Annotated in this window: 21 protein-coding genes and 1 riboswitch; of the genes, 1 reads left to right on the top strand and 20 read right to left on the bottom strand. The window is 40.9% G+C overall.

Annotated features, from left to right (window positions below; genetic code table 11):
- Positions 1-78 precede the first annotated feature (78 nt).
- The 8 genes from ABE65_RS13340 to ABE65_RS13375 form a co-directional block, all read right to left on the bottom strand.
- Entirely contained in the window at positions 79-612 is a 534-nt protein-coding gene (locus ABE65_RS13340) for a spore maturation protein (protein ID WP_066395796.1), read from the bottom strand.
- On the bottom strand, positions 613-1,206 hold the full coding sequence (locus ABE65_RS13345) for a nucleoside recognition domain-containing protein (protein WP_066395798.1): 594 nt from the start codon (positions 1,204-1,206) through the stop codon (positions 613-615).
- Entirely contained in the window at positions 1,200-2,375 is a 1,176-nt protein-coding gene (locus ABE65_RS13350) for a D-alanyl-D-alanine carboxypeptidase family protein (protein WP_066395800.1), read from the bottom strand. The genes ABE65_RS13345 and ABE65_RS13350 overlap by 7 nt, the downstream gene beginning before the upstream one ends.
- 79 nt (positions 2,376-2,454) lie before the next feature.
- Positions 2,455-3,009: an isoprenylcysteine carboxyl methyltransferase family protein gene (locus tag ABE65_RS13355; RefSeq protein WP_066395803.1), complete on the bottom strand. Its 555-nt coding sequence runs from the start codon at positions 3,007-3,009 to the stop codon at positions 2,455-2,457.
- Positions 3,010-4,086 carry a type III polyketide synthase gene (locus ABE65_RS13360; RefSeq protein WP_066395805.1) on the bottom strand — a complete coding sequence of 359 codons (1,077 nt, stop codon included), beginning with the start codon at positions 4,084-4,086 and terminating at the stop codon, positions 3,010-3,012.
- Between the two features lie 177 nt (positions 4,087-4,263).
- Entirely contained in the window at positions 4,264-4,635 is a 372-nt protein-coding gene (locus tag ABE65_RS13365; RefSeq protein ID WP_066395808.1) for a hypothetical protein, read from the bottom strand.
- Positions 4,636-4,652: 17 nt separating this feature from the next.
- Positions 4,653-5,243, bottom strand: coding sequence for an SMC-Scp complex subunit ScpB (gene scpB / locus ABE65_RS13370; RefSeq protein ID WP_066395810.1), 591 nt, complete (start codon positions 5,241-5,243; stop codon positions 4,653-4,655).
- A 6-nt stretch (positions 5,244-5,249) separates the two neighbouring features.
- The gene (locus tag ABE65_RS13375) at positions 5,250-5,993 is read right to left on the bottom strand and encodes a segregation/condensation protein A (RefSeq protein ID WP_066395811.1); all 744 of its coding nucleotides are present in this window, start codon (positions 5,991-5,993) and stop codon (positions 5,250-5,252) included.
- Positions 5,994-6,127: 134 nt separating this feature from the next.
- Here ABE65_RS13375 and ABE65_RS13380 point away from each other — a divergent pair, with 134 nt between their 5' ends.
- Entirely contained in the window at positions 6,128-6,640 is a 513-nt protein-coding gene (locus ABE65_RS13380; RefSeq protein WP_066395812.1) for a DUF309 domain-containing protein, read from the top strand.
- 191 nt (positions 6,641-6,831) lie between these two features.
- On the opposite strand, the gene ABE65_RS13385 is transcribed toward ABE65_RS13380, so the two are convergent.
- From ABE65_RS13385 to spoIIAA, 12 genes are all read right to left on the bottom strand, one after another.
- Positions 6,832-7,266 carry a peptidylprolyl isomerase gene (locus tag ABE65_RS13385; protein ID WP_066395813.1) on the bottom strand — a complete coding sequence of 145 codons (435 nt, stop codon included), beginning with the start codon at positions 7,264-7,266 and terminating at the stop codon, positions 6,832-6,834.
- 70 nt (positions 7,267-7,336) lie between these two features.
- Complete coding sequence (lysA, locus tag ABE65_RS13390) at positions 7,337-8,659, bottom strand: diaminopimelate decarboxylase (protein ID WP_066395816.1); 1,323 nt, start codon at positions 8,657-8,659, stop codon at positions 7,337-7,339.
- Positions 8,660-8,752: 93 nt separating this feature from the next.
- A riboswitch (Lysine riboswitch) is annotated at positions 8,753-8,929 on the bottom strand.
- A gap of 59 nt (positions 8,930-8,988) precedes the next feature.
- Entirely contained in the window at positions 8,989-10,464 is a 1,476-nt protein-coding gene (locus tag ABE65_RS13395) for a spore germination protein (RefSeq protein WP_066395819.1), read from the bottom strand.
- Complete coding sequence (locus tag ABE65_RS13400) at positions 10,445-11,023, bottom strand: stage V sporulation protein SpoVABEA (RefSeq protein WP_066395821.1); 579 nt, start codon at positions 11,021-11,023, stop codon at positions 10,445-10,447. The genes ABE65_RS13395 and ABE65_RS13400 overlap by 20 nt, the downstream gene beginning before the upstream one ends.
- Positions 11,024-11,027: 4 nt before the next feature.
- Entirely contained in the window at positions 11,028-11,378 is a 351-nt protein-coding gene (gene spoVAE, locus ABE65_RS13405; protein ID WP_066395822.1) for a stage V sporulation protein AE, read from the bottom strand.
- 1 nt (position 11,379) lies between these two features.
- Positions 11,380-12,396 carry a stage V sporulation protein AD gene (gene spoVAD / locus ABE65_RS13410; RefSeq protein WP_066395825.1) on the bottom strand — a complete coding sequence of 339 codons (1,017 nt, stop codon included), beginning with the start codon at positions 12,394-12,396 and terminating at the stop codon, positions 11,380-11,382.
- 11 nt (positions 12,397-12,407) lie between these two features.
- On the bottom strand, positions 12,408-12,863 hold the full coding sequence (spoVAC, locus tag ABE65_RS13415; RefSeq protein ID WP_066395828.1) for a stage V sporulation protein AC: 456 nt from the start codon (positions 12,861-12,863) through the stop codon (positions 12,408-12,410).
- Between the two features lie 15 nt (positions 12,864-12,878).
- On the bottom strand, positions 12,879-13,301 hold the full coding sequence (locus ABE65_RS13420) for a stage V sporulation protein AB (RefSeq protein ID WP_066395832.1): 423 nt from the start codon (positions 13,299-13,301) through the stop codon (positions 12,879-12,881).
- Positions 13,291-13,911: a stage V sporulation protein AA gene (locus ABE65_RS13425; protein WP_066395835.1), complete on the bottom strand. Its 621-nt coding sequence runs from the start codon at positions 13,909-13,911 to the stop codon at positions 13,291-13,293. Before ABE65_RS13425 ends, ABE65_RS13420 begins: the two co-directional genes overlap by 11 nt.
- 620 nt (positions 13,912-14,531) lie before the next feature.
- A complete protein-coding gene (sigF, locus tag ABE65_RS13430; protein WP_066395837.1) occupies positions 14,532-15,290 on the bottom strand; it encodes an RNA polymerase sporulation sigma factor SigF in 759 nt (252 codons plus the stop codon).
- 12 nt (positions 15,291-15,302) lie between these two features.
- Positions 15,303-15,743 carry an anti-sigma F factor gene (gene spoIIAB / locus ABE65_RS13435; RefSeq protein WP_066395840.1) on the bottom strand — a complete coding sequence of 147 codons (441 nt, stop codon included), beginning with the start codon at positions 15,741-15,743 and terminating at the stop codon, positions 15,303-15,305.
- Between the two features lies 1 nt (position 15,744).
- On the bottom strand, positions 15,745-16,095 hold the full coding sequence (gene spoIIAA / locus ABE65_RS13440) for an anti-sigma F factor antagonist (RefSeq protein ID WP_066395843.1): 351 nt from the start codon (positions 16,093-16,095) through the stop codon (positions 15,745-15,747).
- Positions 16,096-16,194: the final 99 nt, after the last annotated feature.

Below are 16,194 nucleotides of genomic sequence, written 5' to 3' on the forward strand. Positions count from 1 at the left end.
CTCATCATACCTTCATTATTCGTAATTCTCAACCTCAGTAAACGTAAAAAAGAGCCATATCGGCTCTTTTTTGTCGAATTATGAGTAAAACAATAGAGAGATCACTGCTATAGATGCTAAAAAGCCGATCAGATCAGCTAATAATCCTACTTTAAGCGCGTATTTCATCTTTTTGATACCTACCGCTCCAAAATAGACGGTCAATACATAAAACGTTGTATCTGTACTTCCTTGTATCGTAGAAGCGAGCCTTCCGATAAACGAATCAGGACCATGTGTTGCGATTAAATCTGATGTCATCCCGAGAGCGCCGGTCCCTGAGATCGTCCTCATCAGCCCCAGCGGTACAACTTCTGCTGGAATATGAAACAATGAAAATAGCGGACGCATCGCCATCATCACATAATCCAAAGCTCCAGAAGCACGAAAAACCGAAATGGCAACAAGCATACCGACTAAAAAGGGGATGATGTTGATCGCAATCGAAAAACCTTCTTTTCCACCTTCTACAAAAGTCTCATAAGTCGGCACTTTTTTGTATGTTCCATATAAAAGGATAAAACCAATTAAAAAAGGAATAAACCATATGGAAAAGGATTGGACGATCGACATCTATTTCCCTCCTTTTGGCAAAGAACGGTAATAATAATATCGATCTATTAATATAGCTCCTACTGTTGAAATGGCAGTCGCGATCAAGGTTGGTGCAACGATATCAGTCGGCGACGCCGAATTATAACTCATTCTGATCGCGATGATCGTCGTTGGTATGAGTGTAATACTCGATGTGTTGATCGCAAGAAGTGTGATCATCGAACGACTGGCTTCATTTTTGCCGCCATTTAGTATCTTAAGCTGTTCCATCGCTTTAATCCCCATAGGTGTTGCTGCGTTTCCGAGTCCAAGTAAGTTAGCTGCCATATTTGAAAGGATATACCCTTGAGCAGGGTGATCCTTTGGTATATCAGGGAAAAGTCGTTTAACGATCGGACGAAACACGACGGCCAATACTTCTAATAAGCCTCCTTTTTCTGCGATCTTCATGATTCCTAACCAGAATACTAATATGCTAATCATGCCAAAACTTAACGTGACCGCTTCTTTGGCACTTGTAAAAATCGCTTCGTTCACTTTATCCATCGTGCCGTTTATTCCTGCCACAATAAAGCCGATTACCATCATTCCGACCCAGATGTAATTTACCATAGGCGATTATCTTCCTTAGCTACAAAAAACAATCTGTTGAATATGCTCTTAAATGACGACCATAGACCTCCCTGATCAGGTTTGATTAATGCTTTGCCATCGTAGTAAAGTGGAAGATCGGCGATTCTCGTTTCCTTTAAATCTACGAAATACCTACCGACAGGTTTAGGTACCTTTTCTTTCTCCCACTTGCCCGACTTAGGTAATTCATATAACTGGATGGAAGAAGAGATCTGTCCGACCTCTTCTTTTTGCAAAGGGTAAGTAAACGTTCGAGCGGCCTCTACCTTCCCTTTATATCCCTTATCTTTGATGCCAGAGATTTCGCCTTCTTTGATCAGTTCTGTCATTTTAAACGAATGAAATCCCCATTCAAACAAATTGCGATGATCGTCCCAGTCATTAGGATCGTTTAATGTGACAGCAATCAGTTCCATTCCATCTTTTTCAGCAGTGGATACCAATGTTCGTTTTGCACGTTTTGTATATCCTGTTTTGCCACCAGTGGAATATTCATACAGCTTCAACATTTTATTCTTGTTCCGCCACACTCTATCCCATTTTTCTCCAGTTTGTTCTGATCGATAGACCTTTGTGGATGACACATCTTTAAACGTATCATTATTCATTGCATACCTTGTGAGTACAGCCATATCATAAGCGGTTGAATAATGATCTTCATGAGTGTCGAGTCCATGCGGATTTCTAAAACGTGTATGTTTCATCCCGATCTCTTCAGCTTTTTGATTCATCAGATAAGAAAAGCCATCTAAACTTCCTCCAACATGCTCAGCAATCGCAACGGCTGAATCATTTCCAGATCGAAGCATCAAGCCGTACACTAAATCTTTTAAGGGTATCTTTTCACCTGGCTTTAAGTATAGAGATGACCCTTCTGTTCGTGATGCAGATTCCGTTATGGTAACCGTATCGTTCATCTTTCCTGACTCTATCGCAAGAATCGCCGTCATGATCTTTGTGATACTTGCTATTCTCATCGGACGATGTTCATTGCGCCCATACAAGACTCTTCCGGATGATTGCTCCATCAACACAGCAGCACTTGCTGATACACCGGGTTCAGCTTTTGCTTCTTGCGGGAATGCAGCAAGGATAAGCATACCGATCAAAACGAGCAGCAATGGTTTTCGTTTTAAGATTCGTTTCATTCATAATCCCGCCCTTTAGGTGTTTTGTAAAAGTTTATGCAAACAAGGACAGGTTATGAATGGGATTTACTTCCGCAAGTTATTGAGTAGGGAAAAAACGTTGCTTTTGACCATGGCTTTTTTCATAGTCTGTCAGTTCCATGAGTGCTTTTTCTTCAGCTGGAATCCGCACTCTTAACATGAAGATATTTAAGATCGTGAACAAAACAGCTGTAAAATAAGCCCCAAAAATGAGGGGCATCACTAAAAGTTCTAACGAGACGATCGTGTAGTTTGGATGTCTCATAAAACGATACGGACCTTTTGCTACGACATTTGCACCAGGTAATAGAATGATCTTCGTATTCCAAAACTCACCTAATGACGAAATGGCCCATACTCGAATCACTTGAGCCATTAGGAACAATACAAACGGAACGATCCACCAACTAGGTGGCTGTGCATTAAACACAAAGACTTCTAAAAAGAAAACTACAAAGAACGCTACGTGCATCGAGACCATCCACTTATAGTGATCTTTTCCCGCTTCAACGGCACCTTTGCTCAACAGCTTCTTTTCGTTAGATTTAGCGATCCTTACTTCTGCTAATCTTTGTACGATAAGAAAACACCAAAACAGAAGAAACCAGTTCATCTACTTCCTCCATTCCACTAAAAGAAGTTCAGAAGAAAAACCTGGTCCTAAAGCAGCCATCACACCAAGATCTCCCTCATCTTTTTTTGTTTGCATGAATTGTTTCAATACATAGAAAACAGTAGCAGAGGACATATTTCCATTTTCCCGTAAGACGTCTCTCGACACATCTGTCTTGGACAACGGAATTCCTAGCGCATCCACGTATGCTTGTAATACTTTCTTACCGCCAGGGTGTGCAATAAAATGTTTGATCTGTTCTCCAGCAAGCTGATTTCGGTCTAAGAACTCATCGACGTTCGGTTTCAGCCACGTTCGGATGACGTTTGGGATATCTCTTGAGAATACAACATACAAACCAGTGTCCTTTACTTCCCATCCCATCACGTCTTCAGAATGTGGTTTTAATGTGGACATCGTATCTTTTATGTAAGGTGATAATTCTGATGTTTTGGACGCGTCGGATTCATCTCCGCAGATTAACGCACAAGCCACTCCATCTGCAAACAAAGAGGTACCTACTAAATTGCTCTTAGAAAGATCTTCATGCTGAAATGTTAGTGAACAAAGCTCTACACTTAATACGAGTACATTTGATTTTGGATAGGCTTTGCAATAATCGTAAGCCCTTGAAAATCCTGAAGCACCACCTGCACATCCTAAACCCCAGATTGGAATCCTCTTCGTATGTGATGAGAATGGAAGAATGTTCATAATTCTAGCTTCGATACTCGGCGTGGACAGACCCGAACTCGAGATGTAGAAAATAGCATCTATATCTTCATATGACACTTTTAGTCTTTTGTCAGACATCACTTTTTCAATACATTCTGCTCCTAAATTTGTCGCAAAATCTATGTATAAATCATTTTTCTCTTGAAAACTTCTTTTTTCCTTAAACCAATCTATAGGCATCGCGAAATAGCGTGATTCGATCTCACCATTTTGAAATACTTTGAGCAAACGTTCAATATCGGAGAACGCATCTTGAAATAGGTTTCTTGCAAAATCCATTGTTTGATTTTGAGAAAGTTTATGAGGCGGATGTATCGTTTCTACTGCTGCTATTCTTGGCAATTGATCTCTCTCCTTCGGCTGCATATCCTTTTTTAATAATTTACCCTTAAAAAGCCTTTTAAAACGAAGACCAAAAAGATTTGTTCGTATTTAAGTTGGAAGTAGTTGATTCCCGCTCCAATTAACGTGTGTAATAAGATACAAACAAAAAAACAGCCTATTAAAAAATAAGGCTGTTTACTTTGTTATTTGTTTTATTGTATTAAGATGTGAACGTAACAACTCTTCGTTCGGTTGATTAAATAGCTCTCTGAATTCATCATAACTGTTGATATAGCTTCGTTTGCGCTTTAAATAGGCTGAGTCTTTAAGCAGTGCGGTAAGTGCTGCAATTTCAGTTATCTTATAGAAGCTCAAGAATTCCTTCCAAAACTCATGCTGCGTTAATTCTTCTTGAAGTTTCTCTTCAAAATAACGTACATAAAGCAGATGAAAAGTTTGTGTTTTTCCGTTCCACTCATAGGTCACTTCTGAACGGTTAAAAAAATCCTCCGATGTATTCGGCTTTTCTTTTTCTAACTCCATTCCATCGATATGCTGAATCAACAATGCATGACTCCCCCTTGCTATTCATCGGTAGATAGTGATTCTTGAAACTTAGAAAAGAACAAATCAGCTTCTTGTTCTACATTTTCTTCCTGAATGTTTTCAGGAAGCGGAGGCAACTCTTTTACACTTTGCAGACCAAAATGTTCTAAGAACGCCTTTGTAGTGCCATAAAGAATAGCCCGTCCCGTTCCCTCTGCTCGACCTACTTCTTTTACTAATCCTTTTGCAGATAGTGTCTGCAACGGTTTCTCTGTTTTCACCCCTCTAACTTCTTCGATCTCTGACCTTGTAATGGGCTGTTTATAGGCGATGATCGCAAGTGTTTCAAGGGCTGCTTGAGAAAGTGTAGCATGACCAGGTGTTTCTACAAGGCGTTCGTAAAATGCAGCGTGTTCAGGTTTTGTTACAAACTGAAGAGATCCCGCGTATTCAACAATAGACATCCCTCTTTCTGATGACGCATAACTTTGTTTTAACTCTTCAATGACGGGATCCAATTCTTTGCTATCGATCTCCAGTACTTGAGCGATCTGTTTTCTGTCGATTCCTTCATCTCCGCTGACAAAAAGCAAACCCTCAACAACCGCTTTATATTCATTTCGTTCCAAATCGTATTACTCCTCTAACATCGTTATATATATTTCGCTAAAATGATCTTGTTGCTCGCAATTAATTGATTTGACTTTCATAAGTTCTAATATAGCAAGAAACGTCACAACAACATGTTCTTTCGTACTTTTATCAAAAAGGTCTGTAAACTTCTTTCTTCCACCGACCGAAAGAAGAGAGGATTTTATTTGTTCCATCCTTTTTTCGATCGGAATCTCTTGCCGTTCGATGGTCGTTTGCTTTGGTGCTCGCGTCACCTTTTCTTGAAAGACCTTCTGCATCGCCTGCAACATATCATAAAGTGTTACGTTGGTCACTTGTTTTGCTGACTCTTCTTTTTCAAACTGAGAAAGATCAGCTGGCTGACGGGTGTAAATTAAACTTCTTGCTGATTCTCTCTCTTTAAGTTCATCAGCAGCATGCTTGTACTTTCTATATTCAACGAGTCTTCTTACTAACTCATCTCTTGGATCTTCTTCCATCTCGAGTTCCATTTGATTCTCAAACAGCTCTTCTTCATGCTTTGGTAGCAGCATCTTGCTCTTAATGGCAAGAAGTGTAGCTGCCATGACTAAAAATTCACTTGCTACATCAAGTTTCAGTTCTTTCATCGTATGTATATATTGAAGGTATTGCTCAGTTATGATGGCTACCGGAATATCATAGATATCCACTTCGTAGGTTTGTATCAAATGAAGCAGTAAGTCTAGCGGACCTTCAAATCCATCAAGCTTCACACTATATTGCATAACATTTCCCCAGTTTTTCAGCGATTTTGTATTATAAAATTATATCATATTTTGTGCGTCACGCGGCTTGTTTTTATTCATGCTGTGCATATGGTAAACTTAAAGTCGAGCTTATTAAGGGGCGTGAACGATCAGTGACTTATCCAAAACCATGGATACAATACTTGGTGTATTTTCATAGAGACCAAGATTACTTTGAATGTCATGAAGTGCTTGAGGACCATTGGAAGGACGAGGGAATGAAAGGAGATCTGTGGCCTGGATTGATCCAGCTTGCAGTAGCTCAATATCATCACCGCCGCGGAAACTATAATGGAGCTAGACGAATGATTTTGAGTTGCAAAGTGAAGCTGCAAAAAGAGGAATCAGCACTGAAAGAACTCGGAATAGAAGTTGAACCATTTCTCGAACTGCTGGATAGAAGTGTACAAAGGATCGAGCGACAGCAACCTTTTGAGTCTATAGGACTTCCCCTATCGTCGGAGTTATTTCAAGCATGCTTAACCGAAGCAAACGCAACAGAAGAAACTTGGGTGTTACAAACCAAAACGGATGATACTATCATTCATAAGCACTCTTTAAGAGATCGCTCTTCTGTTATTGAAGAACGAAAGAAGCAAAAACAGAAGAAAAACAGAATCTTATAAACACCGGCATATGCCATATGCTATATCGTCGCATTTCGAACTTTAATTCGGCAAGTTTACATCTGAATTTGACGAAATAAATGATTAATTTGACCATTTATCATCCAATATTGACGAGTCGACATAATCAAAAAATCAATATAAAAAAACTCCGGATCATATCGATACCGGAGCTTTTCTTCGTATAGAAATTATTCTTCCCAAACTTTAACTTCTTTCATTACATCGCCTTGTTTAATACGAAGAACGGTTTCCAAACCTTCTGTAACTTGTCCAAAAACAGTGTGAACACCGTTCAAGTGCGGCTGTGGCTCATGTACGATAAAGAATTGGCTTCCACCTGTATCACGTCCAGCATGCGCCATTGAAAGAGATCCTGCTACGTGCTTATGCGGGTTCCCTTCTGTTTCACAAGGAATCGAATAACCAGGGCCGCCAGCTCCAGTTCCTGTTGGATCTCCACCTTGAGCTACAAATCCAGGGATCACACGGTGGAACGTTACACCGTTGTAAAAGCCTTCATTTGCAAGTTTTTCAAAGTTTTCTACTGTTCCAGGTGCTTCCTCCTGATACAGATCAAACACAATTTTTTCGCCGTTTTCAAATTCAATTGAACCTTTTTTCATAAAAAAACTGGCCTCCTTCTACTTCATTCAACTACCATTGTACGGTTAAATCGCTGCTCCGTAAACTAATTTACACAAAAACATTCGATTTTAGCGGAACATCGTTCTTGATAAGGTCTTCATACGTTTCACGCTTAACTACCAGTTGTTCTTCACCGTTCTCTACAAATACGACAGCCGGACGCTGAATTCTATTATAGTTGCTCGCCATACTATAACCGTAAGCACCGGTACACGAAACGGCTAAGAAGTCGTGATCACATACTTCCGGCAGGTCGATGTCCCAGATCAACATATCGCCACTCTCACAGCATTTGCCTGCGATTGATACCGTTTGAGTTAGTTCTGCGTTCATCTTATTCGCTACGAATGCTTCATATTTTGCTTGGTAGAGTGCAGGACGAATGTTATCTGTCATCCCACCATCAATGGAAACATAGTGTCTAACTCCTTCGATCTCTTTTTGCGAGCCGATTGAATAGATCGTCGTACCAGCATCACCTACAAGTGAACGGCCTGGTTCAATCCAAAGTTCAGGCAGATCTTGCCCTTCAAAGTGAATCATCTGCTTTTTCACTTCTTCAATCATCGCAGATACGTATTGCTCAGGAGAAAGCGGCGTATCCTCTGATGTATATTGTATACCGAACCCACCTCCAAGATTTACGACACTTGGAAAATAGCTATAGTTCTCTTCCCACTTCTTAAAATGACCGAATAATTTTTCAATCGCCAGTGTAAATCCTTCTGTTTCAAAAATTTGAGATCCAATATGACAGTGTATACCTAAAACGCGAAAGCCTTCAAATGCAAGTACTTCTTGAAGTGCTTTGTCTCCTTGACCATTTCCTAGATCAAATCCAAACTTAGAATCCTCTTGACCTGTAATGATGTAATCATGAGTATGTGCTTCGATTCCTGGAGTTAAACGGAGTAAGATGTCTATTTTTTTGTTCAGTTTGCTGCTCATCATTTTTAACAATGAGATCTCATGAAAGTTATCCACTACTATACAGCCGACTCCAGCACTAAGTGCAAATTCTAATTCTGCTAAGCTCTTGTTGTTTCCATGAAAGTGTATTCTTTCAGGTGGAAATCCAGCTTGAAGTGCTGTATAAAGTTCACCGCCTGAAACAACATCGAGACTTAATCCTTCTTGCTCGATTATCTGAAACATAGCGATCGATGAAAAAGCTTTTGAAGCATAAGCGACTTGATATCCAACTCCATTTTCCTCGAATGCTTTTTTAAAGCCACTTGCTCTATTTTTAATTAAGGATAGATCATATAGATAAAGCGGTGTTCCGTATTTTTTTGCAAGCTCTACCGTATCTAAACCACCGATCCAAAGATGCTGATTATCTCCAATTCTTGATGTTCCGTGTAAATTCACAAAAAATCCCCTCTCGTTGTTGATAGAGAATTCAATCCCGACAAATACAAAAGACAGCCGCAACTAAGGCAGGCTGTCATAACCGTACCCTCATGTCGGAATAGCTCTCCACTACAGTTGTAGTGACAGTCCGTTGCTTGTTCAGCAGCGGCCCAGCATAAAAAGAGATGGAGCTCTTCTTACACTTCGGCAAATTGACCTTTCAACATATTTCATCGTCTTCCAAGAACTCCATATGCTACTCATTCGTTTTGCGCCTCTACCTCATATGAGGCATATTTAATTAGTTATGAATTTAACATAATTTTCAACAATCAGCAAGGGACAGATTAATTAGTTGGCTGTTTTTTGGTGTTCTGCGGATGTACGATGCTCGGCCGAACTTTAGAGAGTGGAACGGCTACTCGAATAACGATCTGCAGGAATGCTTTAGGATTAAAAGGTATGAACGGCCATAAATAAGGCGTGTTTAGATTCTTAATCGTTGCCATATATATGATCATAATCGTAAAACCAACGATAAACCCAGGAACTTTGAAGAGCATGACCATTATAATCAGAAAGAGCCGCAAAACCCTATTGGCAATACTTAACTCGTAACTAGGTGTAGAGAACGCTCCGATCGCTGCAATCGCAACGTATAAAATAACTTCTGGGACGAATAAACCTACATCTATCGCAATTTGGCCGATCAATACAGCTGCAATTAGGCCCATGGCGGTCGATAGTGCACTAGGTGTATGAATGGCCGCAAGTCTTAAGATATCGATCCCGATCTCTGCAAAAATAATTTGGAGAAACAATGGGATGTTCGTGTGTTTATTCGGACCTATAAAATCAATGAAAGGTGGTAGCAACTGCTCTTCCATCGAGAACAATAGCCACATCGGAACTAAGAATACAGAAGCCAGCATTCCAGTAAAACGGGTCCATCTTAAGAATGCTCCGATGAACGGTGTCTGTCTAAACTCTTCTGCATGTTGTACGTGATGAAAAAGTGTTGTAGGTGTAATGATAACACTTGGAGATGTATCTGTGATGATTAATACATGGCCCTCCATCAAGTGCTGAGCTGCAACATCAGGTCTTTCAGTGTAACGGACTAAAGGAAACGGATTCCAGCCTTGTTTTACAACAAACTCTTCTATTGTTTTATCGGCCATCGGAATCCCGTCGATCTCAATGGAGTTAAGCTCTTTTCTAATAAGATCAACGAGACCAGGGTCTGCCACATCTTGAATATACGCGAGACACACGTCCGTCTTCGAACGTTCACCCACTTGAAGAATCTCATGTCTTAATCGCTCATCTCTGATGCGTCTTCTCGTGAGAGCAGTATTGATGATAATATTTTCCGTGTATCCATCACGAGCTCCCCTTACTACTTTCTCAATGTCTGGTTCTTCTGGTGATCTTCCTGGATAACTTCTTACATCTACAACGAAGGCTTCTTCTTCACCGTCTATGAATATCACGATAAGACCGGAAAGCATTCGATCAACAGCTTCATCCAATGACTTCGTAATCTCGACTTGCTGATGTGCGAGGTGGTTATGTACGAGATCTTTTACTTTAGCCGGCGCGCGATGCCCATGATCCATATCCATTAGTTCACGGTAGATCATGATGATGAACTCACTGTCGCAAAGTCCCGTACAATAATACAGCTGTAGTTCTTTTTTTAATACAAAGATCTTTCTGACACCAACATCAAAACTCACGCCAATGCCGAGTCGCTCTTTTAAAAACCTTTCCGTATCTTCGATGTTTTTACTGATCGGCGTTTTATTTTTTTCGGTTGCCAATTGATTCGCTCCTTTCTAAAATGAGTTGAATCGCTTTAACTGTGATTGGAGCTCCTTTTTCAATAGAATCAAAACCTGCCATTTTTCCGATGTCTCCAACACCGACAACGAATGGAAGATCTAATTCATCGAGGATGTAAACGGTATCTCCGTTTATCCTTCCTGTTTCAAGGTCTGGAATTCCACTCTTATCAATACCAAACTCAGTTAATTCTCCATATCGGTCCATCGAACAATGAACTTTTGTCCATTCTGTAAAATGCGTTTTGGAAGCTACAGCTACGGCACCAATCACATCTATATCCTTCTGCTGATGAATATATCTCATCGCATGTTCTCCAGGACCTTCTCCTTTAAAACCACAATCATCAAACATGACAAGTACAGGGTCATGAGGTGTTTTTCGGATCATCTCTACCAGTTCTATCCCGTTTTTTCGGGTTGGATTTCCCCAAGATTGTGAAATACAACGTCCTCCAACTTGTTTCGCTGCATGCTCCACGACTCGTAGTGCATACAGATCTCCATCCGTTATGAAAATGACCCGTTTTTTCACCATGTGATCACCCCTTTGGTTCGAAGATGACTGCGACTAAAAATCCAAACAAAACAGCAGATGAGATTCCTGCAGAGGTTAACTCAAAAATTCCCATGGCGATCCCGATAAACCCGTGTTCTTCTGCTGAAGCCATCGCTCCGTGAAGCAGGGAGTGACCAAAACTTGTAATCGGAACCGTTGCACCTGCACCCGCAAATTTAATCAGATTATCATAGATACCAAAAGCATCAAGAAGTGCACCGATCACTACGAAGGAAGTCGTGACATGAGCGGGAGTCAACTTCATAACATCCATCATCAACTGTCCGACCACACAGATTGCTCCTCCAATTAAAAACGCCCAAAAAAATTCCATCTTATTGCCCTCCTTCCGCTCGCTCTAAAACTACGCCGTGAGCAACCGTTGGAATACTCTCTTTTTGCTGGACCATTACAGGGTTTAACAATGCACCCGTTGCAACCATTAAAACTTTCTTTAGATTGCCTTTTCGAATCTCATCCAAGATATAACCGTACGTGACGACCGCTGAACACGCACAGCCACTTCCTCCGGCAAAAACCTGCTGGCCACTACGATAGATCATCAAACCACAATCTCGATGATTATCTGACACATCATATCCTTGTTCTTTTAATAGCATTTTAAGGATCGGTGCCCCGACTCCAGAGAGATCACCCGTCGCGATCAGGTCGTACTCATCAGGTTGTACATCCATCTCTTTCAAATGTGCCGCGATCGTGTCAGCAGCAGCAGGTGCCATCGCTGAACCCATATCAAAAGGATCTTTGATTCCTAAGTCCACTACTTTTCCAACCGTTGCTGAAGTGATTCGAATATCAGAGGGCTCTTTGCTGACAAGCGCAGCACCTGCACCTGTTACGGTAAATGTAGCTGTATCTGGCTTTTGGCCACCGTACTCGGTAGGGTATCTAAACTGCCTTTCAGCCGTAGCGTTGTGGGAGCTTACTGCTGCAACGATTCGATTGGCGTACCCGCCATCTACTAAAGCTGCACCTAATGCGAGTGACTCCATGGAAGTTGAACATGCTCCAAATACCCCTAAAAAAGGTATACCGTTTCCTCTGGCTGTATAGTTGGATGAAACAATCTGGTTCAACAAGTCACCTGCCAACAAGAAGTTGATATCTTCAGGCTTCATCTTTACTTTTTGTAAACAAGCATCGATCGCATCTTCCATTAACTGACGTTCAGCAAGTTCCCAATTTTTTTGTCCGCAGTGAAGGTTGTTATACGTTTTATCGAAATAGCTTCCTAATGGTCCTTCGCTTTCCATCGGACCTACCGCTGTACCTGCAGCATTTAAATAAATGTTATTTGCAAATTTCCATGTTTGTCTTCCTAATAAATTCATACCTTCACTCCTTATATCAAATGCTGAAAGATGTAGCGGATCATACCAAAAACGTAAGCCGAAACCGCTCCGAATACAATTACTGCTCCAGCTAATTTGAACAGATTTGTAGCAACCCCAAGTACTAGCCCTTCACTTTTATGTTCTAATGCCGCACTCGTTACCGCGTTAGCAAATCCAGTTACAGGAACAACAGAACCTGCTCCGGCAAACTGACCAATCTTATCGTATACCCCGAGCCCAGTTAAAAGTGCTGCGATTAGAATGAGTGTGGCAACAGTCGGATTTCCCGCTGTTTCTTGGGTAAAATTAAAGTAAGTCATATAAAACATTTGTATTGCTTGACCGATCGTACAGATGATTCCACCTACTAAAAATGCTTTTAAACAATTTAAAACATATGGAGGTTTCGGCTGTATCGATTTAATTTTCTCGGCATATGCCTGCTGTTCTTCTTTAGTTGCCATCTTACAATCACATCCTTAAAGATTAATGTAGTACATCCAATGAAACAAAGATCCTGAGATTTTCCCTAGTACAATCGCCATTAGTATAATGATAATTTTCTCTCCAAATCCTACTCTTTTCGCAAGAATTGGGAGTACGTTCAATACTTCTGTTAATGCTGCAGCTAACATTCCAATAAAGATTCCTGTAAACAGACCGATCGGAACAAGAAAGAACGCTGGAAACCCAATCGAAGCGTTTCTTAAATTCATCCAACCACCGATCACAGCTCCTAATATGATGCTCATCTCATACCCTCTAATGTATCGATATGTCTTAGAGAGCTGCATCAGCCTAGGTACAATCCCAAGAACTGTAATGAGAGCGACAAGTCCAGAGCCTACTGTGATTCCACCGCCAAAACCGATAAAGGCAACGAGCAACACTTTAATTCCCATTGATCTTTTTCTCTGTTTCTTTGTTTTCATGCACGATCACATACTGATCGAGGTCTTGCTGATAATTAAACATCTCAACCTCTAACGGGCTTGGCTCTTCATTAAGTCTTTTTCGGAAAAGATGGTTAAAAAAAAGAATCATGCCTAGACCAAGACCGAACGAATAGGGAATCTGGAGTAATAGAGGCTGCTCTTTATAATGCCCCGTTATCATGAAATAGATTTTCTGGTGAACAAGCTGCATGCTTACATCTTCATGAAAATTCATGATCGCGAGAGCCGATCCTGTAAATAGAAGAAGCCATACCAATACAAAATAAACAGGTGCAAGCTTTTTTTGTTGCATCTGTATCTCCAGAATCGATTGGGCTGGTCCGATGGTCTGGACGTCTAAGCCTGGCTTGTTCTTTTGAATCGTAGCGATCACACGCATGACATCTATCACAATCAAATGCTTATCTTCAGGGGTTACTTCGTGGATAATATATCCCTTGATGGCTTCTTCTAATTCATCAGATGCTACGATCTGTGCAACTTCACCAATCGTGACTTTCTGATGCTGAATGACCTGTACACGTTGACGCATACGCAGGTATACCGTTTTATCCAATTTTCACTTCACCTCTTTCTAAGCGCATTTGTGTTTAGTATGCGATGATGGAATTCTTATCATGCTTCACATGTAACATCATCCAAAAACTACCACAAAAAAACGTTTTGGGATTCATTGATGTATTTGAATGTGGTTGATCTCCGTTTCAGGTGCTCCCTTTCCGCGGGGCGACCGGTGAGCCCCTTGCCGCTTCGCACCTCTAAGTGTCTCACCAGCCCGCTCGTCCCGCAGGAGTCTCGCACCTTACACTCCAATATTAGTGATGTTTATAAGGTATCGCTAAAGGCTGTAGGAACTTTTATAATGTGGAATAACTTGAACGAATCCTCTTGATGTAACACCTGAAAAAAAAAAGGCTTTTTCTAAGCGTTTTTGCTTTTAGATGTTTTTTTCAACTTCATTGAAAGTTGATTGGAGCGGAAGGTTGCCTTCCTGCCACATGAGGAACTTCTCGTAAGGTATGCGACGAGGAAGTACACTTCGGTAGGGTTTGCTTGTAGACACAGGAGCACACATACTCTTCGAACATCGTTCGCCCCATGGAAAGCGTGCAACCTGGAGCGGAGATCAACTCTCTTACAAGTTCTTGAAAAAAGCAAAAAAACCAGATAGGACGTTTAAGTCTCCATCTGGTTTTTCATAAACAGTAATATTTTCTTTTCAAGCCTGGATACCTGTACTTGAGAAATGGCCAGCCGGTCGGCAACTTCGGATTGAGTTTGATCTTTGAAATACCTTAAATACACAATCAGCCGCTCTCTCTCGTCAAGCTTATCCATAATATCTTTTACAGCGATCTTATCGAACCACTTGTTTTCTGAGTGGTCGGAGATTTGGTCGAGCAGCGTAATGGGATCACCATCGTTCTCATAAACAGTTTCATGAATCGATTGTGGTGCTCGTACAGCATCCTGCGCCATAATCACATCTTCCACCGCGATTTCTAGAAATTCTGCTACTTCTGAAATGGTTGGTGTTCTCCCAAGCTTTTTAGAAAGTTCATCTTTTGCTTTACGCACTTTGTTACCGGTCTCTTTTAATGATCTGCTGACTTTGACTGTTCCATCATCTCTGATGAAGCGCTGTATCTCACCGATGATCATAGGCACTGCATAGGTAGAAAACCTCACATCATAAGAAAGATCAAACTTGTCAACAGATTTTAATAGCCCGATAGAGCCGATTTGAAAGAGGTCGTCTGCTTCATAACCTCTGTTTAAAAAGCGCTGAACCACAGACCAGACAAGCCGCATGTTCTTTTCAACAATCGTATCACGTGCTGACTGATCTCCATCCTGACTCTGTTTGATCAATAACTTAATCTCTTCATCCTTAAGAAACGGTTCACTTTTGCTGCCTTTCACCTCGACATCCATAGACATACTCCCTTAATTACACATAGCTTTATTTTTGGTTAAGTATTTTGTCAAATGAATCGTTGTTCCGTAAGACGGTTCTGAGATGACTTCTACACTGTCCATAAAATTCTCCATGATGGTAAAACCCATACCTGAGCGTTCTAACTCAGGCTTAGACGTATAAAGGGGTTGCCTTGCTTGATCAAGATCACGAATTCCTAATCCTTCGTCTCGAATCGTTAGGTGGATCGTATCTTCTTCAATGGCGGCTTCAATATAAACCATGCCTGTAGCTTTGTTCTCGTATCCGTGAATGATCGCATTTGTCACCGCTTCAGATACAACTGTTTTGATCTCTGTTAGTTCATCGACAGTAGGATCGATCTGTGCGATAAATGCTGCAACCGTCACACGTGCGAAGGACTCATTCTGACTTAACGCTGAAAACTGAATCTTCATCTCATTTCTCATTTTAAGCCACCCCCAAAGCCTGAAGGGCAAGCTCTTCATCTTCTTCAAGCTTGATAATCTTAAATAGTCCTGACATCTCAAAAAGACGTTTAACTGCTGGAGATATGGCGCATACCACCATCTCACCATTCTGGCTCTTGATCTGTTTATAGCGCCCTAATATAACGCCTAACCCTGAACTATCCATGAAACTCAAACCTTCTAAATTTAAAACAATATGGTTTACCGTATGCTTCCTCAAATACTCTTCAACTTGTGAACGAAGCATGTCTGCAGTATGGTGATCAAGTTCTCCGTCTAAGCGGATGCATAATACGGTGTGTTTAAGTTCCAAATTGACAGCTAATCCCACGCTATCCTCTCCTTCTTTTTTGGATAACGTGAATTTTCTATAAAAAAAGACGAATTCCTTCACTCTTGACAAAACTAGTGGGAATTCGCCTATAACTGT

It is taken from the genome of Fictibacillus phosphorivorans (assembly GCF_001629705.1).
In the GTDB taxonomy this organism is placed as follows: domain Bacteria; phylum Bacillota; class Bacilli; order Bacillales; family Fictibacillaceae; genus Fictibacillus; species Fictibacillus phosphorivorans_A.